This is a genomic window from Citrobacter pasteurii (assembly GCF_019047765.1).
In the GTDB taxonomy this organism is placed as follows: Bacteria; Pseudomonadota; Gammaproteobacteria; order Enterobacterales; family Enterobacteriaceae; genus Citrobacter; species Citrobacter pasteurii.
Genome location: NZ_CP077262.1, coordinates 4437346 through 4456552, shown reverse-complemented (window position 1 = coordinate 4456552; position 19207 = coordinate 4437346). Strand labels below are relative to the sequence as shown.

At 54.7% G+C, this 19207-nt stretch carries 18 protein-coding genes; 13 read left to right on the top strand and 5 right to left on the bottom strand.

Translation table 11 applies throughout. From position 1 onward, the window contains the following. Nucleotides 1-94 precede the first annotated feature (94 nt). From deoA to I6L54_RS21480, 4 genes are all read left to right on the top strand, one after another. The gene (gene deoA / locus I6L54_RS21495; RefSeq protein WP_040230208.1) at nt 95-1417 is read left to right on the top strand and encodes a thymidine phosphorylase; all 1323 of its coding nucleotides are present in this window, start codon (nt 95-97) and stop codon (nt 1415-1417) included. A 51-nt stretch (nt 1418-1468) separates the two neighbouring features. After that, the gene (gene deoB / locus I6L54_RS21490; protein ID WP_040230206.1) at nt 1469-2692 is read left to right on the top strand and encodes a phosphopentomutase; all 1224 of its coding nucleotides are present in this window, start codon (nt 1469-1471) and stop codon (nt 2690-2692) included. Between the two features lie 103 nt (nt 2693-2795). Then, a complete protein-coding gene (gene deoD, locus I6L54_RS21485) occupies nt 2796-3515 on the top strand; it encodes a purine-nucleoside phosphorylase (RefSeq protein WP_000224864.1) in 720 nt (239 codons plus the stop codon). Nucleotides 3516-3698: 183 nt separating this feature from the next. Continuing rightward, entirely contained in the window at nt 3699-4190 is a 492-nt protein-coding gene (locus I6L54_RS21480) for an REP-associated tyrosine transposase (RefSeq protein ID WP_040230203.1), read from the top strand. Nucleotides 4191-4330: 140 nt separating this feature from the next. On the opposite strand, the gene lplA is transcribed toward I6L54_RS21480, so the two are convergent. Together lplA and I6L54_RS21470 are read right to left on the bottom strand one after the other, a co-directional pair. After that, on the bottom strand, nt 4331-5347 hold the full coding sequence (gene lplA / locus I6L54_RS21475; protein WP_040230200.1) for a lipoate--protein ligase: 1017 nt from the start codon (nt 5345-5347) through the stop codon (nt 4331-4333). Nucleotides 5348-5368: 21 nt separating this feature from the next. Then, nucleotides 5369-6010 carry a YtjB family periplasmic protein gene (locus I6L54_RS21470; protein ID WP_040230199.1) on the bottom strand — a complete coding sequence of 214 codons (642 nt, stop codon included), beginning with the start codon at nt 6008-6010 and terminating at the stop codon, nt 5369-5371. A gap of 115 nt (nt 6011-6125) precedes the next feature. On the opposite strand from I6L54_RS21470, the gene serB reads away from it, so the two are divergent. From serB to nadR, 3 genes are all read left to right on the top strand, one after another. Beyond that, a complete protein-coding gene (serB, locus tag I6L54_RS21465; RefSeq protein WP_003019027.1) occupies nt 6126-7094 on the top strand; it encodes a phosphoserine phosphatase in 969 nt (322 codons plus the stop codon). Between the two features lie 11 nt (nt 7095-7105). Next, entirely contained in the window at nt 7106-8488 is a 1383-nt protein-coding gene (gene radA / locus I6L54_RS21460; protein WP_001728171.1) for a DNA repair protein RadA, read from the top strand. A gap of 139 nt (nt 8489-8627) precedes the next feature. Then, nucleotides 8628-9857 carry a multifunctional transcriptional regulator/nicotinamide-nucleotide adenylyltransferase/ribosylnicotinamide kinase NadR gene (gene nadR, locus I6L54_RS21455; protein ID WP_371414855.1) on the top strand — a complete coding sequence of 410 codons (1230 nt, stop codon included), beginning with the start codon at nt 8628-8630 and terminating at the stop codon, nt 9855-9857. 99 nt (nt 9858-9956) lie between these two features. On the opposite strand, the gene ettA is transcribed toward nadR, so the two are convergent. Further along, nucleotides 9957-11624, bottom strand: a complete 1668-nt coding sequence (gene ettA, locus I6L54_RS21450) for an energy-dependent translational throttle protein EttA (protein ID WP_005123940.1) — start codon at nt 11622-11624, stop codon at nt 9957-9959. Between the two features lie 206 nt (nt 11625-11830). On the opposite strand from ettA, the gene sltY reads away from it, so the two are divergent. Together sltY and trpR are read left to right on the top strand one after the other, a co-directional pair. Further along, complete coding sequence (sltY, locus tag I6L54_RS21445) at nt 11831-13768, top strand: murein transglycosylase (RefSeq protein ID WP_005123943.1); 1938 nt, start codon at nt 11831-11833, stop codon at nt 13766-13768. Nucleotides 13769-13857: 89 nt separating this feature from the next. Next, nucleotides 13858-14184, top strand: a complete 327-nt coding sequence (trpR, locus tag I6L54_RS21440) for a trp operon repressor (RefSeq protein ID WP_005123945.1) — start codon at nt 13858-13860, stop codon at nt 14182-14184. A gap of 55 nt (nt 14185-14239) precedes the next feature. On the opposite strand, the gene yjjX is transcribed toward trpR, so the two are convergent. Next, on the bottom strand, nt 14240-14755 hold the full coding sequence (yjjX, locus tag I6L54_RS21435) for an inosine/xanthosine triphosphatase (RefSeq protein WP_005123947.1): 516 nt from the start codon (nt 14753-14755) through the stop codon (nt 14240-14242). Nucleotides 14756-14826: 71 nt separating this feature from the next. Here yjjX and gpmB point away from each other — a divergent pair, with 71 nt between their 5' ends. Then, a complete protein-coding gene (gene gpmB, locus I6L54_RS21430) occupies nt 14827-15474 on the top strand; it encodes a 2,3-diphosphoglycerate-dependent phosphoglycerate mutase GpmB (RefSeq protein WP_005123948.1) in 648 nt (215 codons plus the stop codon). On the opposite strand, the gene robA is transcribed toward gpmB, so the two are convergent. Continuing rightward, nucleotides 15471-16340, bottom strand: a complete 870-nt coding sequence (gene robA, locus I6L54_RS21425; protein WP_040230196.1) for an MDR efflux pump AcrAB transcriptional activator RobA — start codon at nt 16338-16340, stop codon at nt 15471-15473. The genes gpmB and robA overlap by 4 nt on opposite strands. A 211-nt stretch (nt 16341-16551) precedes the next feature. Here robA and creA point away from each other — a divergent pair, with 211 nt between their 5' ends. Genes creA through creC form a run of 3 tightly spaced genes read left to right on the top strand, consistent with a single transcriptional unit; the run spans nt 16552 to nt 19151 of the window. After that, on the top strand, nt 16552-17025 hold the full coding sequence (gene creA, locus I6L54_RS21420) for a protein CreA (protein WP_005123953.1): 474 nt from the start codon (nt 16552-16554) through the stop codon (nt 17023-17025). Between the two features lie 12 nt (nt 17026-17037). Continuing rightward, nucleotides 17038-17727, top strand: a complete 690-nt coding sequence (creB, locus tag I6L54_RS21415; protein ID WP_005123955.1) for a two-component system response regulator CreB — start codon at nt 17038-17040, stop codon at nt 17725-17727. Continuing rightward, nucleotides 17727-19151, top strand: coding sequence for a two-component system sensor histidine kinase CreC (gene creC / locus I6L54_RS21410; protein ID WP_005123957.1), 1425 nt, complete (start codon nt 17727-17729; stop codon nt 19149-19151). Before creB ends, creC begins: the two co-directional genes overlap by 1 nt. Nucleotides 19152-19207 lie beyond the last annotated feature (56 nt).

Genomic DNA, 19207 nt, shown 5'->3' with positions numbered 1-19207 from the left:
GCGCAGCCGCCATCCGGCATCAATACGACTGCCGGGTGGCGCGTTGCTTACCCGGCTTACAACGGCCTTCTACTCTTTTCCCCTGGGGGTTACCGTGTTTCTCGCACAAGAAATTATTCGTAAAAAACGTGATGGTCATGCGCTGAGCGATGAAGAGATTCGTTTCTTTATCAATGGGATCCGTGACAACACCATCTCTGAAGGGCAAATCGCCGCCCTGGCGATGACCATTTTCTTCCACGATATGACAATGCCTGAGCGTGTTTCACTGACCATGGCAATGCGTGATTCAGGAACCGTGCTGGACTGGAAAAACCTGCAGTTGAACGGCCCGATTGTGGATAAACACTCTACCGGTGGCGTGGGTGACGTGACGTCACTGATGTTAGGCCCGATGGTTGCAGCCTGCGGTGGCTTTATTCCGATGATTTCCGGGCGTGGCCTGGGACATACCGGCGGCACGCTGGATAAACTGGAAGCGATCCCGGGATTTGACATCTTCCCGGACGACGCCCGTTTCCGTGAAATTATTAAAGACGTGGGTGTGGCGATTATTGGGCAAACCAGTTCGCTCGCACCGGCGGATAAACGTTTTTATGCCACCCGCGATATTACCGCGACGGTGGATTCCATTCCGCTGATTACGGGTTCCATTCTGGCGAAAAAGCTGGCGGAAGGGCTGGATGCGCTGGTGATGGATGTGAAAGTCGGCAGCGGCGCCTTTATGCCGACCTACGAGCTCTCTGAAGCCCTTGCCGAAGCGATAGTTGGCGTGGCGAACGGCGCGGGTGTACGTACCACCGCGCTGTTAACCGATATGAACCAGGTGCTGGCTTCCAGCGCGGGTAACGCGGTCGAAGTCCGCGAAGCTGTGCAGTTCCTGACCGGTGAATACCGCAACCCACGTCTGTTAGACGTCACCATGGCGCTGTGCGTGGAAATGCTGATCTCCGGCAAGCTGGCGAAAGACGATGCCGAAGCGCGTGCGAAATTGCAGGCGGTGCTGGATAACGGTAAAGCGGCAGAGATTTTTGGTCGCATGGTTGCGGCGCAGAAAGGCCCGACCGATTTCGTCGAGAATTATGCGAAGTACCTGCCGACGGCAATGCTCAGCAAAGCGGTATATGCTGATACCGAAGGCTTTGTCAGCGCGATGGATACCCGTGCGCTCGGAATGGCGGTTGTTTCCATGGGCGGCGGTCGTCGTCAGGCATCGGACACCATTGATTACAGCGTTGGCTTTAGCGATATGGCGCGTCTGGGCGACAGCGTAGACGGACAGCGCCCACTGGCGGTGATCCACGCCAAAGACGAAGCCAGCTGGCAGGACGCGGCGAAAGCGGTCAAAGCGGCAATTAGCCTTGACGATAAAGCGCCAGAAATTACACCGACAGTCTATCGTCGTATTACCGAATAACTGTATACTGATCTGATCGCTTTTTTGCGGCGCAGATGTATGGAGAACAAGATGAAACGTGCATTTATTATGGTGCTGGACTCCTTTGGTATTGGTGCGACTGAAGATGCGGATCGCTTTGGCGACGTAGGCTCAGACACTATGGGACACATTGCAGAAGCCTGTTCGAAAGGTGAAGCTGACAATGGTCGCAAAGGCCCACTGAATCTGCCTAACCTGACCCGTCTGGGCCTGGTGAAAGCTCACGAAGGTTCTACCGGCAAAATTGCTGCCGGCATGGACGGTAATGCGGAAGTGATTGGTGCCTACGCCTGGGCGCATGAACTCTCTTCCGGGAAAGATACGCCGTCTGGTCACTGGGAAATCGCGGGTGTGCCGGTTCTGTTTGACTGGGGTTACTTCTCCGATCATGAAAACAGCTTCCCGCAGGAACTGCTGGATAAGCTGGTAAAACGTGCCAACCTGCCGGGCTACCTCGGTAACTGCCACTCTTCCGGTACCGTGATTCTGGATCAGTTGGGTGAAGAGCATATGAAAACCGGCAAGCCGATTTTCTATACCTCCGCTGACTCCGTGTTCCAGATTGCCTGTCACGAAGAGACTTTTGGCCTGGATAAGCTCTATGAGCTGTGCGAAATCGCCCGTGAAGAGCTGACCGAAGGTGGTTACAACATCGGTCGTGTTATCGCCCGTCCGTTTATCGGTGATAAAGCCGGTAACTTCCAGCGTACCGGTAACCGTCACGACCTGGCCGTTGAGCCGCCAGCACCGACCGTGCTGCAGAAACTGGTCGACGAGAAAGATGGCCACGTGGTTTCCGTTGGTAAAATCGCGGATATCTACGCTAACTGCGGCATCACCAAAAAAGTGAAAGCCACCGGTCTGGACGCGCTGTTCGATGCCACCATCAAAGAGATGAAAGAAGCGGGTGATAAGACCATCGTCTTTACTAACTTCGTTGATTTCGACTCTTCCTGGGGCCACCGTCGCGATATCGCCGGTTATGCCGCCGGTCTGGAGCTGTTCGACCGCCGTCTGCCTGAGCTGATGGAGCTGGTGGGTGAAGATGACATTCTGATCCTGACCGCTGACCACGGCTGCGACCCGAGCTGGACCGGCACTGATCATACCCGTGAACACATTCCGGTACTGGTTTACGGCCCGAAAGTGAAACCGGGTTCTTTAGGCCACCGTGAAACCTTCGCGGATATCGGCCAGACGCTGGCGAGCTACTTTGGTACGTCGCCGATGGACTACGGTAAAAACATGCTCTGATGCAATTGCCCGGTGGCGCTTCGCTTACCGGGCCTACGGTTTTGTAGGCCGGGTAAGGCGCAGCCGCCACCCGGCAAAAACAACAATATAAAAGGAACTGAAGATGGCAACTCCACATATTAATGCAGAAATGGGTGATTTCGCTGACGTCGTATTGATGCCGGGCGACCCGTTGCGTGCGAAGCATATTGCTGAAACTTTCCTCGAAGATGTCCGTGAAGTGAACAACGTTCGCGGCATGTTAGGTTTCACCGGTACCTACAAAGGCCGTAAGATCTCCGTGATGGGCCACGGTATGGGTATCCCGTCTTGCTCCATCTACACCAAAGAGTTGATCACCGATTTCGGCGTGAAGAAAATCATTCGCGTAGGCTCCTGTGGCGCCGTGCGTATGGACGTCAAACTGCGTGACGTGGTTATCGGCATGGGTGCCTGCACCGATTCCAAAGTTAACCGTATCCGCTTTAAAGATCATGATTTCGCTGCCATTGCTGACTTCGACATGGTGCGTAACGCCGTTGATGCGGCAAAAGCGCTGGGCGTAGACGCGCGCGTGGGTAACCTGTTCTCCGCTGACCTGTTCTACTCTCCGGACGGCGAAATGTTCGACGTCATGGAAAAATACGGCGTGCTGGGCGTGGAAATGGAAGCGGCGGGCATCTATGGCGTTGCGGCTGAATTTGGTGCGAAAGCGCTGACCATCTGCACCGTGTCCGACCATATCCGTACTCACGAACAGACCACTGCCGCTGAACGTCAGACGACCTTCAACGACATGATCAAAATCGCACTGGAATCCGTTCTGCTGGGCGATAAAGAGTAAGTGTTGTGTTGCCCGGTGGCGCTGCGCTTACCGGGCCTACAGCAGTATGTAGGCCGGATAAGGCGCAGCTGCCATCCGGCAATTTTTCGCACTAACTGCGAGCCTCCTTCCTGAATTATCCTCTTCGTATTGCCATTGACTATTAACCCGTTATGTTCGAGCTTTGTTTAAGGAATAAACAAAATGTCGAACTATCGTCGTTATTACATCAACGGTGGAACCTGGTTTTTCACCGTGAATCTGAAAAACCGGAAAAGCGATTTGCTTGTCCGCCAGATTACGGAATTACGCTCTGCTATTCGCCGAGTGCAAGAGACAAAGCCTTTTCAGATAGATGCGTTTGTCGTGTTACCTGAGCATTTGCATTGCATATGGACGCTTCCTGAGCACGATTGTGACTTCTCGTCCCGTTGGCGAGAGCTTAAAAAATTTTTTACCAAATCGATAATGTGCCATGAGATGTGGCAACCTCGCTTCTGGGAACACGCAATTCGTGATGACGAAGATTATCGTCGCCATAAAGATTACATCTACATCAATCCAGTGAAACATGGCTGGGTGACACGTGTGCAGGATTGGCCGCTTTCGACGTTTCATCGCGATGTTCGGGAAGGGATTTACCCCATTGATTGGGCGGGGGAAATGAGCGATTTTGAGGCCGGGGAGCGTCGGTAATGCCCGGTGGCGCTGCGCTTACCGGGTCTACGGGAATGCCGCTATTAATGCCTGATGGCGCTTCGCTTATCAGGCCTACGGGAGCGGTCTTGTAGGCCGGATAAGGCGCAGCCGCCATCCGGCAATTCGCCACCAATCGCTTAACGCACGGCCTTCGTTACCCACGCTGCCAGCTCACGCAACTCGCTTTCCTGATCCGGATATTCCGCAACCAACGCTTCACAAGTCTGCTGTAAAACATCGGCACGATACTGGCAACCCTGTAGCCGCTCTGCCAGTACTTCCAGCGGCGCGGGATTGAGGCTATCGGTGTAGACCTGGGTGCGGGTAATCACGCCTTTTTCAACGTCGAAATGCAGCTCAACGCCGCCCCAGGTGAAACGCTCGTCCAACAGGTGCGAGAAGGCAGGCGCCTGACCAAAATTCCACTCCCAACTGCTCTGGCGGGCAAAGGTTTCGGCAAAGTTCGGCAGATCCGGCGCTTTGTCCGGGGAGATAATCTCGGCTTCTACGCGTTCGCCGTAGTGGGCGAAAAAGGCTTCCGTAATGGCCTGACAGACCTGTTGATGAGTGATGCCCGGTAACAGCTCGGTCAAATTCGCCACGCGCGAGCGAACCGAGGTGATGCCTTTAGCGGCAAGTTTCTTTTTATCGGGATTGAGATAGTTTGCCAGGCGGCTGAGATCGGCATTCAGCAATAGCGTACCGTGGTGGAATCCGCGATCTTTCGTTTCGCGATAGGCAGAACCAGAGACTTTACGATCGCCGTCCGGCGTTTTCACCACCAGATCGTTACGCCCGGAGGCATCAGCCTCTACGCCCAGCGTATTCAGCGCATTGAGGACTATTGCCGTGGAGATGGTTTTGTCGTATTCCGGTTTACCGGCCATAAAGGTAAAGCAGGTATTACCTAAGTCATGGAACACCGCGCCGCCGCCGCTGCTGCGACGGGCGAGCCGCACGTTGTCCTCTTCCATTCGGCGGGTATTACACTCTTTCCACGGGTTTTGCGCCCGGCCAATCACCACCGTATCGGCGTTACGCCACAAGAACAGGACGCGCTGCGTGGCGGGCATCTGGCGGAAAATGCACTCTTCAACGGCCAGGTTAAACCAGGGATCGTGAGAGTCAGAGATAAGCAGGCGTAGTGTGGTCATGGTCGATTTCCTTTCTTTGAATTACTCTTTTTTCTCGTTGTCTTCTTCCTGTACCGGTTTGTTGGCGGTCAGCAGGAAAGGGGATTGCTGCCAGCGGGTACGCTTGCCTTGCAATAATGTACGTGTGAGGACTACACCAATAGCCAGTGACAGAAGCAGCATCAGGCGTAAGATGTTGGTGGTGTTGTCTACCTGCTTCGCTTCGGTGGCAAGCGTGTGGGTATCCAACGTCAGGCGCAGATAACCCAGCGGGCCGTTTCTCCCCTGAATGGGCTCAACGATTTGCTGATTAAAATAGCCCCCGGCTTTTTTGCCATCGAGTGCCAGCCGGTCACGGACATCGACACTCTCACCAGTGCGGGTAATCAGATCGCCCTGCTCATCGTACACGCCCGCATCCAGAATACGGCTACTCTCCGTCAACTGTGTGAGCACCGTTTTAATGCGCTTTTCATCCGGCGTTTCGGTACGCATCAGCGGGGCGACGTTTAACGCAACCTGGCGAGCCAGCGTGCGGGCCAGCTCTTCGAGCTGCGGATTACGCTGCTGCTGGTGGCTTTGACTGAACCAGGATGCGCCCTGCATCAGCGCGACGAGCAGCGCAAGGCAGGACAATACAATCACTGCACGATGAAGTCGGAATTTCAGTTTTGTGCGAGCCATATTCCACCTGCTGAAAATTTGAGACTTAATGTTGCCAGAAGCGCTGGTTACAGGGTAGCCTCATGCGTTATTTTCCCCTGATGATTCCGACCCGAACGATTTTACAGGAGCTTTAATGCCTAACATTACCTGGTGCGATCTACCTGAAGATGTCTCTCTGTGGCCAGGTCTGCCCCTCTCTTTAAGCGGTGATGAAGTCATGCCGCTGGATTACCACGCGGGCCGCAGTGGCTGGCTGCTGTACGGTCGTGGGCTGGATAAACAACGTTTAACGCAATACCAGAGCAAACTGGGCGCGGCGATGGTGATCGTGGCGGCGTGGTGCGTTGAGGATTATCAGGTGATTCGTCTGGCGGGCTCGTTAACGCCGCGTGCGGCAAAACTGGCGCATGATGCCAAACTGGATGTTGCCCCGTTGGGTAAAATTCCGCATTTGCGCACGCCGGGTTTGCTGGTGATGGACATGGATTCAACGGCTATCCAGATCGAATGCATTGATGAAATTGCCAAACTGGCCGGGACCGGTGAAATGGTTGCCGAAGTCACCGAACGTGCGATGCGCGGCGAGCTGGATTTTACCGCCAGCCTGCGCAGCCGCGTGGCGACGCTGAAGGGGGCTGATGCCAACATTCTGCACCAGGTACGCGAAACATTGCCGCTGATGCCTGGCCTGACTCAGCTGGTGTTAAAACTGGAAACGCTCGGCTGGAAAGTGGCTATCGCTTCCGGCGGGTTTACCTTCTTTGCCGATTATCTGCGTAACAAACTGCGCCTGACGGCAGCTGTAGCGAATGAGCTGGAGATCATGGACGGTAAATTCACCGGCAACGTGATCGGCGATATTGTTGATGCGCAGTACAAAGCCAGTACTCTGACCCGCCTGGCGCAAGAATATGAGATCCCGATGGCGCAGACGGTGGCGATCGGCGACGGTGCCAACGATCTGCCGATGATCAAAACGGCCGGGCTGGGCATTGCGTATCATGCGAAACCGAAAGTGAATGAAAAGACGGAGATTACTATCCGTCACGCTGACCTGATGGGCGTGTTCTGCATTCTCTCCGGCAGCATGAACCAGAAATAATGAGGTAAAACGTGGCAAAAGCTCCTAAACGCGCCTTTGTTTGTAATGAATGTGGGGCCGATTACCCGCGCTGGCAGGGGCAATGCAGCGCCTGTCAGGCCTGGAACACCATAACCGAGGTGCGCCTTGCCGCGTCGCCAACGGTGGCGCGCAACGAGCGACTCAGCGGTTATGCCGGAAATGCGGGCGTCGCAAAAGTGCAGAAGCTCTCTGACATCAGCCTTGAGGAACTGCCGCGTTTTTCCACCGGATTTAAAGAGTTCGACCGCGTGCTGGGCGGTGGTGTGGTACCCGGCAGCGCCATACTGATTGGCGGTAACCCCGGCGCGGGTAAATCAACGCTGCTGTTGCAAACGCTGTGCAGGCTCGCCGAGCAGATGAAAACCCTGTACGTCACCGGCGAAGAGTCGCTGCAACAGGTGGCGATGCGCGCGCATCGACTTGGCCTGCCGACGGCAAACCTGAACATGCTGTCTGAAACCAGTATCGAACAAATTTGCCTGATTGCGGAAGAAGAACAGCCGAAGCTGATGGTGATCGACTCCATTCAGGTGATGCATATGGCGGACATTCAGTCTTCGCCGGGCAGCGTGGCGCAGGTGCGTGAAACCGCGGCTTACCTGACGCGCTTTGCCAAAACGCGCGGCGTAGCGATTGTGATGGTCGGCCACGTTACCAAAGACGGCTCGTTGGCCGGGCCGAAGGTGCTGGAGCACTGTATTGACTGCTCGGTGTTGCTCGACGGTGACGCCGATTCCCGATTTCGCACTCTGCGTAGCCATAAAAACCGCTTTGGCGCGGTGAATGAGCTGGGCGTCTTCGCTATGACCGAACAGGGGCTACGCGAAGTCAGCAACCCGTCTGCAATCTTCTTAAGCCGTGGTGATGAAGTCACTTCCGGTAGTTCGGTGATGGTGGTCTGGGAAGGTACGCGCCCGCTGCTGGTAGAGATTCAGGCGCTGGTCGACCACTCAATGATGGCGAACCCACGTCGCGTGGCGGTTGGTCTGGAACAAAACCGTCTGGCGATTCTGCTGGCGGTGTTACATCGCCATGGCGGTTTGCAGATGGCGGATCAGGACGTGTTCGTCAATGTGGTGGGTGGCGTAAAAGTCACTGAAACCAGCGCCGACCTGGCGTTGCTGCTGGCGATGGTTTCCAGCTTACGCGACAGACCGCTACCGCAGGATCTGGTGGTCTTTGGTGAAGTGGGGCTGGCGGGAGAAATCCGCCCAGTGCCCAGCGGTCAGGAGCGTATTTCGGAAGCGGCGAAGCACGGCTTTCGCCGGGCGATTGTTCCTGCCGCCAACGTACCGAAAAAAGTGCCGGAAGGGATGCAGGTCTTTGGCGTTAAGAAGCTTGCTGATGCGTTAAGCGTGTTTGATGACTTATAATTCTCTGTATGCACTGATGTTGTATAATTTCCAGGATGGCGACGCAATGCGTCTTATCCGGCCTACGGATTGATGTTGTAGGCCTGATAAGCGCAGCGCCATCAGGCATTGTTACATGTTTTTTCAGCAGGAGGCTCTTGTGTCATTTGATTATCTGAAAACCGCCATTAAGCAAAAGGGCTGTACCCTGCAACAGGTGGCGGATGCCAGTGGCATGACCAAGGGATATCTAAGCCAACTGCTGAATGCCAAAATCAAAAGCCCCAGCGCGCAAAAGCTGGAGGCGTTGCACCGTTTTCTCGGACTGGAGTTTCCGCGTCAGCAGAAAAATATCGGTGTGGTATTCGGTAAGTTTTATCCGCTGCATACCGGCCATATCTATCTTATCCAGCGCGCCTGTAGCCAGGTAGATGAACTGCATATCATTATGGGCTATGACGACACGCGCGATAGAAGCCTGTTTGAAGACAGCGCCATGTCACAACAACCCACGGTTCCCGATCGTCTGCGTTGGCTGTTGCAGACCTTCAAATATCAGAAAAACATCCGTATCCATGCCTTCAATGAGGAAGGCATGGAGCCTTATCCGCACGGTTGGGATGTGTGGAGCAACGGCATCAAAACGTTTATGCAGGAGAAAGGGATCCAGCCAAACTGGATCTACACCTCTGAAGAATCTGATGCTCCGCAATATCTTGAACATCTGGGCATTGAAACGGTACTGGTTGATCCCAAACGGACGTTTATGAGCATCAGCGGCGGGCAAATCCGTGAGAACCCGTTTCGCTACTGGGAATATATCCCGACTGAAGTGAAGCCGTTTTTCGTGCGCACCGTGGCGATCCTCGGCGGGGAGTCGAGCGGTAAATCGACGCTGGTGAATAAGCTCGCCAATATCTTCAACACCACCAGTGCGTGGGAATATGGGCGTGATTACGTCTTTTCCCATTTGGGTGGTGATGAGATGGCGTTACAATATTCCGACTACGATAAAATCGCTCTGGGACAAGCGCAATACATTGATTTTGCAGTTAAGTATGCAAATAAAGTGGCGTTCATCGACACCGATTTCGTGACCACTCAGGCTTTCTGCAAAAAATATGAAGGGCGTGAACACCCGTTTGTGCAGGCGTTGATTGATGAGTATCGCTTTGACCTGGTGATCCTGCTGGAAAACAACACCCCGTGGGTGGCAGATGGCTTGCGCAGCCTTGGCAGCTCAGTTGACAGAAAAGCGTTTCAGACGCTGCTGGTCGAGATGCTGCAGGAGAACAATATCAATTTTGTGCACGTTCAGGACCCGGACTACGATGGTCGCTTCCTGCGCTGCGTGGAGTTGGTGAAAGAGTTGATGGGCGAACAGAGATAGTTTAAATGCCGGATGGCGCTGCGATTATCCGGCCTACAAGTCGCACTAACCTCGTAGGCCAGATAAAGCATCACGCCAGCATCCGGCGCTTAGCGCTAATTACTTAGAAATACGCTTGTACTTGATACGCTTCGGCTCCAGCGCATCCGCACCCAGCGTGCGTTTCTTGTACTCTTCGTATTCGGTAAAGTTACCTTCGAAGAATTCCACCTTACCTTCATCCTGATAATCCAGGATGTGGGTCGCGATACGGTCAAGGAACCAACGGTCGTGCGAGATAACCATCGCGCAGCCCGGGAACTCCAGCAGGGCGTTTTCCAGCGCGCGCAGGGTTTCGATATCCAGGTCGTTGGTCGGTTCATCGAGCAGCAGCATGTTGCCGCCAACCTGCAGCAGCTTCGCCAGGTGCAGACGACCACGCTCACCGCCGGACAGTTCGCCGACGCGTTTGCCCTGATCCACACCTTTGAAGTTAAAGCGGCCTACGTAGGCGCGGCTTGGCATTTCGGTGTTGCCGATACGCATGATATCCAGCCCGCCGGACACTTCTTCCCACACGGTTTTGCTGTTGTCCATGGCATCACGGAACTGGTCAACAGACGCCAGCTTCACGGTTTCACCCAGCTCAATGGTGCCGCTATCAGGCTGTTCCTGACCGGACATCATGCGGAACAGGGTGGATTTACCTGCACCGTTCGGGCCGATGATACCGACAATTGCCCCTTTTGGTACTGAGAAGCTCAAATCGTCAATCAGTACGCGATCGCCGTAGGATTTACGTAGATTGGTCACTTCAACGACTTTATCACCCAGACGAGGTCCTGGCGGAATAAACAGTTCGTTGGTTTCGTTACGTTTCTGGTATTCGGTGTTGTTCAGCTCTTCAAAGCGTGCCAGACGGGCTTTGCCCTTAGACTGACGGCCTTTCGCGCCCTGACGAACCCACTCCAGCTCTTTCTCAATGGATTTACGGCGAGCCGCTTCCTGAGAGGCTTCCTGGGCCAGACGCTGATCTTTCTGCTCCAGCCAGGAGGAGTAATTGCCTTCCCACGGAATGCCTTCGCCGCGGTCAAGTTCCAGGATCCAGCCGGCAACGTTGTCGAGGAAGTAACGGTCGTGGGTAATCGCCACCACGGTGCCTTCAAAGTCATGCAGGAAGCGTTCCAGCCACGCGACGGATTCGGCATCCAGGTGGTTAGTCGGTTCGTCGAGCAGCAGCATGTCTGGTTTTTCCAGCAGCAGGCGGCACAGCGCGACGCGGCGGCGTTCACCACCGGAGAGCTTCTCAATTTTGGCATCCCAGTCCGGTAGACGCAGGGCATCGGCGGCGCGTTCGAGCTGTACATTCAGATTATGACCGTCGTGCGCCTGAATGATCTCTTCAAACTTGCCCTGTTGCGCGGCCAGCTTATCGAAGTCAGCGTCCGGTTCGGCGTACTTCGCGTACACTTCATCCAGGCCTTTCAGCGCGTTAACCACTTCGGCAACCGCTTCTTCAACGGATTCGCGAACGGTATGTTCCGGGTTCAGTTTCGGTTCCTGCGGCAGGTAACCGATTTTAATGCCAGGCTGTGGGCGAGCTTCCCCTTCGATATCGGTATCAATACCAGCCATGATGCGCAGCAGGGTAGATTTACCCGCACCGTTCAGACCGAGTACACCGATTTTGGCGCCAGGGAAGAAGCTCAGTGAGATGTTTTTAAGAATATGACGTTTCGGCGGAACGACTTTGCCGACACGATGCATGGTATAAACGAATTGAGCCACGTGGACTTCGCCTCTTTTATAGTGATGAGTAGAGTTTTCAAAGGCGAAGTGTAGCCTTTTTCATTGCTCAATCCCAGCCAGCAGATCTCACTCGCAACAAAAGTAAAAAAGTGTCCGTGACGTGGCGCATTCTGCAATGTCTGGTTAGCATGAATGAATTAAGCGGCACGATGCTGCACAGACGTAAACGACAAGAGGAAGAGCTTGTGGACAAAGCCAAACAATTTACCTGGCGCCTGCTGGCTGCCAGCGTATGTCTGCTGACGGTCAGTCAAGTAGCGCGAGCGGATTCCCTGGATGAGCAGCGCAATCGCTATGCGCAAATTAAGCAGGCCTGGGATAACCGACAGATGGATGTCGTCGAGCAGATGATGCCTGGCCTGAAGAACTATCCTCTGTATCCGTATCTGGAATATCGCCAGATTACTGACGATCTGATGAATCAGCCGACCATTACCGTCACCAATTTTGTGCGCGCCAACCCGACGCTGCCGCCCGCGCGTACTTTGCAATCGCGTTTCGTGAATGAACTGGCGCGCCGCGAAGACTGGCGTGGGCTGCTGGCGTTCAGTCCGGAAAAACCGGGCACCACCGAAGCGCAATGTAACTATTACTTCGCGAAATGGAGTACCGGACAAACTGAAGAAGCCTGGCAGGGGGCGAAAGAACTGTGGCTGAGCGGAAAAAGTCAGCCGAACGCCTGTGACAAATTATTCGGCGTATGGCGGGCTTCAGGCACCCAGGATCCGCTGGCGTATCTGGAGCGTATTCGTCTGGCGATGAAAGCCGGGAATACCGGGCTGGTCACGGCGTTGGCCGGACAGATGCCCGCAGAATATCAAACCATCGCTTCAGCGATCATCGCGCTGGCCAACGATCCGAATTCGGTAATGACCTTTGCGCGGACAACCGGAGCAACAGATTTTACGCGCCAGATGGCGGCGGTGGCTTTTGCCAGCGTGGCGCGTCAGGATGCGGAAAACGCCCGCCTGATGATCCCCTCGCTGGTGCAGGCGCAGCAGCTGAATGACGAGCAAACCCAGGAGCTGCGCGATATTGTTGCCTGGCGCCTGATGGGTAATGATGTGACCGACGAGCAGGCCAAATGGCGCGATGATGCCATTATGCGCTCGAATTCCACAACGCTTGTGGAGCGGCGTGTGCGCATGGCGCTGGGAACCGGCGATCGCCGTGGCCTGAATACCTGGCTGGCGCGTCTGCCAATGGAAGCCAAAGAAAAAGATGAGTGGCGCTACTGGCAAGCGGATCTGCTGCTGGAGCGCGGACGCGATGCGGAAGCCAAAGAGATCCTGCACCAACTCATGCAGCAGCGCGGTTTCTATCCGATGGTGGCGGCACAGCGCCTGGGCGAAGAGTACGTGCTGAAAGTGGATAAAGCGCCGGACAACGTTGACTCTACGCTAACTCAGGGGCCAGAAATGGCGCGCGTACGCGAGCTAATGTACTGGAACATGGACAATACCGCGCGCAGTGAGTGGGCGAATCTGGTCACCAGCCGTACCAAGTCCGAGCAGGCTCAGTTGGCGCGTTACGCGTTCAACAATCACTGGTGGGATCTAAGCGTACAGGCGACGATCGCCGGTAAGCTGTGGGATCATCTGGAAGAGCGTTTCCCTCTGGCCTACAAGGATCTGTTTACCCGCTATACCAGCGGCAAGGATATTCCGCCAAGCTATGCGATGGCGATAGCACGTCAGGAAAGCGCCTGGAATCCAAAGGTGAAATCGCCGGTTGGCGCCAGCGGACTGATGCAGATTATGCCGGGCACGGCGACGCATACGGTGAAAATGTTCTCGATTCCAGGTTACAGCAGCCCGAGCCAGCTACTGGATCCTGATACCAACATCAACATTGGTACCAGCTATTTACAGTATGTGTATCAGCAATTCGGCAATAACCGCATTTTTGCATCGGCGGCTTATAACGCCGGACCGGGGCGCGTTCGTACCTGGCTTGGCAATAGCGCGGGCCGTATCGATGCCGTCGCGTTTGTCGAGAGCATTCCGTTCTCAGAAACGCGGGGCTATGTGAAGAACGTGCTGGCTTACGATGCGTACTATCGCTATTTCCTCGGCGATCAACCGGAATTGATGAGCGACGCAGAATGGCAACGTCGTTACTGATCGTGTCGGTTGTGTTATGCTATTGTACTCGTTAAAGAGTACAAAGGGGGAAGCAAGCACGCTTCCCCCCGCAACGATGGCGATAACTTATGACTCAGCAATCACCCTATTCAGCAGAGATGGCAGAACAGCGTCACCAGGAGTGGTTACGTTTTGTCGATCTGCTTAAACACGCCTATGAACAAGACTTACACCTGCCGCTGCTCAACTTGATGTTAACGCCGGATGAGCGCGAAGCGTTGGGCACGCGCGTGCGGATCATAGAAGAGCTGCTGCGCGGCGAGATGAGCCAGCGCGAGCTGAAAAATGAGCTTGGGGCGGGGATTGCCACCATTACGCGGGGTTCAAACAGCCTCAAATCCGCACCGGTGGATCTGCGTCATTGGCTGGAGCAGGTGTTGCTCGGGAAAAATTGATCCGCCGGATGTGGCTTTGCCTTATCCGGCCTACGATTGAACATCCGGCACAATGCTATAAATACACCGCGTTATGAAACGGACTGAGCGCCAGAATCACCGCCTGGTGGTAGACGCTTGAGCGCGTCAGCTTGCCCGCGGTAAAGACACCGATTGCGCCCTCTTTACGGCCGATCTCGTCAATGCCCGTGTACTGCGACATTACCGGGCCGAGCGCTTCACCCAGGCGTACTCTGTCGAGAATGACAGCAGGCAATGGCAACGTGGCTGAACGGGCTTCACCGCGCTGGACGCCGTTATCAATCACCACCCAACTGAAGGTGGCGTCATCGTCGATTCCCGCTTCAATCGCGACCCAGAAATCAGCCTGCGGGTGCAGACGACGCGCGTTATCAACGCGATTTCGTGCGCCAGTGCGCGTTTCCTGGCTTCCGAAAGGCTGTTCCGGCACGCCACTCTCGACGGCGACGGGTTCAATATGGCAGGATCCTTCCCCGAAAATCTCTTCAAATGCCCGCAGAATTGCCTGAATTTTGGCAGGATTGGTGGTCGCAGAGATAACCTTGTGCATAATTAAGCTCAGTTTGAAAATTCATCGCAGAGTCTACTCAAAGTACGACGAGTATATAACGGAAAAAAAGCATGTTACAGGTATACCTTGTTCGCCATGGCGAAACGCAGTGGAACGCCGAGCGACGTATTCAAGGCCAGTCAGACAGCCCACTGACCGCTAAAGGTGAGCAGCAAGCCATGCAGGTGGGTGAACGCGCCCGCTCGTTTGGTATTACGCATGTCATCAGTAGCGATTTAGGTCGTACACGACGCACCGCAGAAATCATCGCCCAGGCCTGCGGCTGTGATATCACCTATGACTCTCGTTTGCGCGAACTGAATATGGGCGTGCTGGAGCAACGCCATATCGATACGTTGACGCCGGAGGAAGAGGGCTGGCGTCGCCAGTTGGTGAACGGTACGGTGGATGGTCGTATTCCTGAAGGGGAATCGATGCAGGAACTGAGCGATCGCGTTAACGCGGCGCTGGCATCCTGTCTGGAACTGCCGCCGGGGAGTCGTCCGCTGCTGGTCAGTCATGGTATCGCGCTGGGTTGCCTGGTGAGTACGATTCTGGGATTACCAGCATGGGCTGAACGTCGCCTGCGTCTGCGCAACTGTTCTATTTCTCGCGTCGATTATCAGGAAAGTTTGTGGCTGGCGCCGGGATGGGTCGTTGAAACGGCAGGGGACATCTCTCATCTGGACGCCCCTGCGTTGGATGAACTGCAGCGTTAGCGGCGAATCGGAATCAGGAATTCGCAGCGCAGGTTGATCGGGCGATCTCCCGCTTTGGCATCTTCTGCCGGGTAGTATCGCTCGATATCCTGCCCTTTACGGCGCGTCAGGTTCAGCATTGGCATGCATGTGCCGTAAACCGTCAGGATAAACTCCTGCACGCCCGTCCCCAGACCCTCATAGGTAAACATCACATATTCGCCGCCCTGTAACAGGATGGGTTGCGCCGACTGCACGTATCCGTTGGCCTGCTCTGGTGTGAGCGCGGTGGTATAAAACACTTCCTGTTCGTCATCTTTCTCAATGCTGGGGCGCGTTTCATTGAGTCCGTACAGAACCTGCGGGATCGCAGGAGCATGAGCAAGGAAGTCGCGCCAGAACTGGATCCGCATTTCATGACGGAAATCTGAAATCTGCTCAAGCGAGCAGGAATAACTCTGCGTGGTACCCAGCAGTGGTGTATCTTCCAGCGTTACGAATTCATGCGCTGGCATGGCAAATTCCCCGAGGCGCATCGGCGGGCGAATACCGAAAGCGCTCCATTCCGGTGAACGACGATACAGCGCAGGCGTCTGAGAAAACTGTTTCTTGAACGCGCGGGTAAAGGTTTGTTGAGAGTCAAAGCGATACTGCAGGGCGATGTCCAGTATTGGACGCGCAGTCAGGCGTAGCGCCACTGCGGACTTCGATAAACGACGGGCGCGGATATAGGCGCCAATAGCATGGCCCGTCACGTCCTTGAACATTCTCTGCAGATGCCACTTGGAATAGCCTGCTTTTGCCGCCACATTGTCAAGCGACAAAGGCTGATCCAGATGGCCTTCCAGCCAGATTAAGAGGTCGCGAATAATGCCAGCCTGATCCATAAAATATCCTCATCCTTTCAACAACGAGTACCTGACGTCAGGTATGAGGATAATAGCATTTTTTGCTGTTTTAGCATTCAGTGTTTTTTTTGCTCATAAATGCTTTTTTCGAACATACGAAAGCGTGATTATTGTAATCCTGTGATCTGTATACGTTTTATCTTAGAATGTCGAATAATTGCACAGAGTAACTTTTAAAAATGGTAACAATATGAAATATAAGAGCTTAATCATTTCCTCAATTCTGCTGATGATGGCGCAGGTTGCCCATGCGGAGCAGATTGGATCTGTCGATACCGTGTTCAAAATGTTTGGACCGGATCATAAAATTGTGGTCGAGGCATTTGATGATCCTGATGTCACCAATGTGACCTGCTACGTGAGTCGGGCGAAGACCGGCGGCATCAAAGGTGGGCTGGGGCTGGCGGAAGATACCTCCGATGCCGCCATTTCCTGTCAGCAGGTGGGGCCAGTAGAACTGAGCGACAGAATCAAGAACGGCAAAGCGCAGGGCGAAGTGGTCTTTAAGAAACGGACATCGCTGGTGTTTAAATCTTTACAGGTCGTGCGTTTTTACGATGCGAAACGCAACACGCTGGCCTATCTGGCCTATTCCGATAAGGTGGTTGATGGATCGCCCAAAAATGCTATCAGCGCGGTACCCATCATGCCGTGGCAGCGATAACAGGTAGGCAAAATGCAACAGGCGCTGATTTGGTTGGTTGAGGACGAGCAGGGGATTGCGGATACGCTTATCTACATGCTGCAGCAGGAAGGTTTTAGCGTCGAAGCGTTTGAGCGCGGGTTACCCGTGTTGGAAAAATCTCGCCAGCGATGCCCTGATGCGATCGTTCTGGATGTCGGGCTGCCGGATATCAGTGGTTTTGAACTGTGTCGACGCTTGCTGGAACGCCACCCGGCATTACCGATCCTCTTTCTGACCGCACGCAGCGATGAGGTGGATCGCCTGCTGGGACTGGAAATTGGCGCGGATGACTATGTTGCCAAGCCTTTCTCGCCGCGCGAGGTGTGCGCCCGCGTGCGTACGCTGCTGCGGCGGGTGCAAAAATTCTCCGCGCCTTCATCAACGACGCGCTGTGGGGATTTCGAACTTAATGAGCTGGCCGCGCAGATTACCTGGTTCGGTACGTCGTTAAACCTGACGCGCTATGAATTTCTGTTGCTGAAAACGCTGCTGATGTCGCCGGGGCGCATTTACTCTCGCCAGCAGTTGATGGATTCGGTCTGGGCCGATGCGCAGGACACCTTTGACAGAACGGTTGATACCCACATCAAAACGCTGCGCGCCAAGCTGCGGGCGATCAATCCTGAGCTTTCCCCCATCAATACGCATCGCGGTATGGGATATAGCCTGAGGAGCGTCTGATGCGCATTGGCATGCGTTTGCTGCTCGGCTATTTTCTGATTGTTGCCGTCGCTGCCTGGTTCGTTCTGTCGATCTTTGTGCAGGAAATTAAGCCAGGCGTCCGTCGAGCGACTGAAGGCACATTGATTGATACCGCCACGCTGCTGGCTGCGCTGGCGCGTGATGACTTACTCTCTGACACCCCCGCCAACGGCAAGCTGGCGCAGGCCTTTTCGCAACTGAATAACCGCCCATTCCGCGCCAATATCAGCGGCATTAACAAAGTCCGTAATGAATACCATGTCTACATGACGGACGCGCAGGGCAAGGTGGTGTTTGATTCCGCTAATAAAGCCGTTGGCGAAGATTATTCCCGTTGGAACGACGTATGGTTAACGTTACGCGGGCAATACGGCGCTCGTAGCACGCCGCAAACCCCGGACGATCCGGAAAGTTCGGTGATGTACGTTGCCGCGCCGATCGTTGACGGTGGGCGTATTATCGGGGTGCTGAGCGTCGGTAAGCCGAATGCAGCGATGGCGCCGGTAATTAAACGCAGTGAACGGCGGATGCTGTGGGCCAGCGCCGTATTGCTGGGCATCGCCTTAGTGATTGGCGTCGGGATGGTATGGTGGATAAATCGCTCGATTGCCCGGCTGGCACGTTATGCCGACTCCGTTACCGAGAATCGCCCCGTCCCATTGCCCGATTTAGGCAGCAGCGAGCTGCGTAAACTGGCGCAGGCGCTGGAAAGTATGCGTCTGAAGCTGGAGGGCAAGAATTATATTGAGCAATATGTGTATGCGTTAACGCATGAACTGAAAAGCCCGTTGGCGGCCATTCGCGGTGCAGCTGAAATTTTGCGCGAAGGGCCTCCGCCTGACGTAGTGGCACGTTTCACCGAGAATATTTTGACGCAGAATGCCCGCATGCAGGCGCTGGTCGAAACTCTGCTACGCCAGGCGCGACTGGAGAATCGACAGGACATTACGTTGACGCCCGTGGCGGTAGATGCACTTTTTACCCAGCTTAACGAGGCGCGTAGCGTGCAACTGGTCGCAAAAAACATCACGCTTACCATTGTACCTTCATCGCTGACGGTTGCCGCCGATGCCGCACTGTTGGAGCAAGCGTTGGGTAATCTACTGGATAACGCCATCGATTTTACGCCGGAGAACGGGGCAATTGTATTGAGCGCGCATCCGCAGGAGGACCGCGTCACAATTCAGGTCAGTGATAACGGCAGTGGCATACCTGACTTTGCGTTGCCGCGCATTTTTGATCGCTTCTATTCGCTGCCCCGCGAGAATGGGCATAAGAGTAGTGGGCTGGGGCTGGCGTTTGTCAGTGAGGTTGCGCGATTGCATCGAGGTGACGTGACGTTATGCAACCGACCAGAAGGCGGGGCGCAGGCCTCGTTTACACTTCACCGTTACTTCACATAACTTCAAATTCCCCGCACATAGCTGTTTTACCTTGCTGATATTGCAAAGGAGAACGC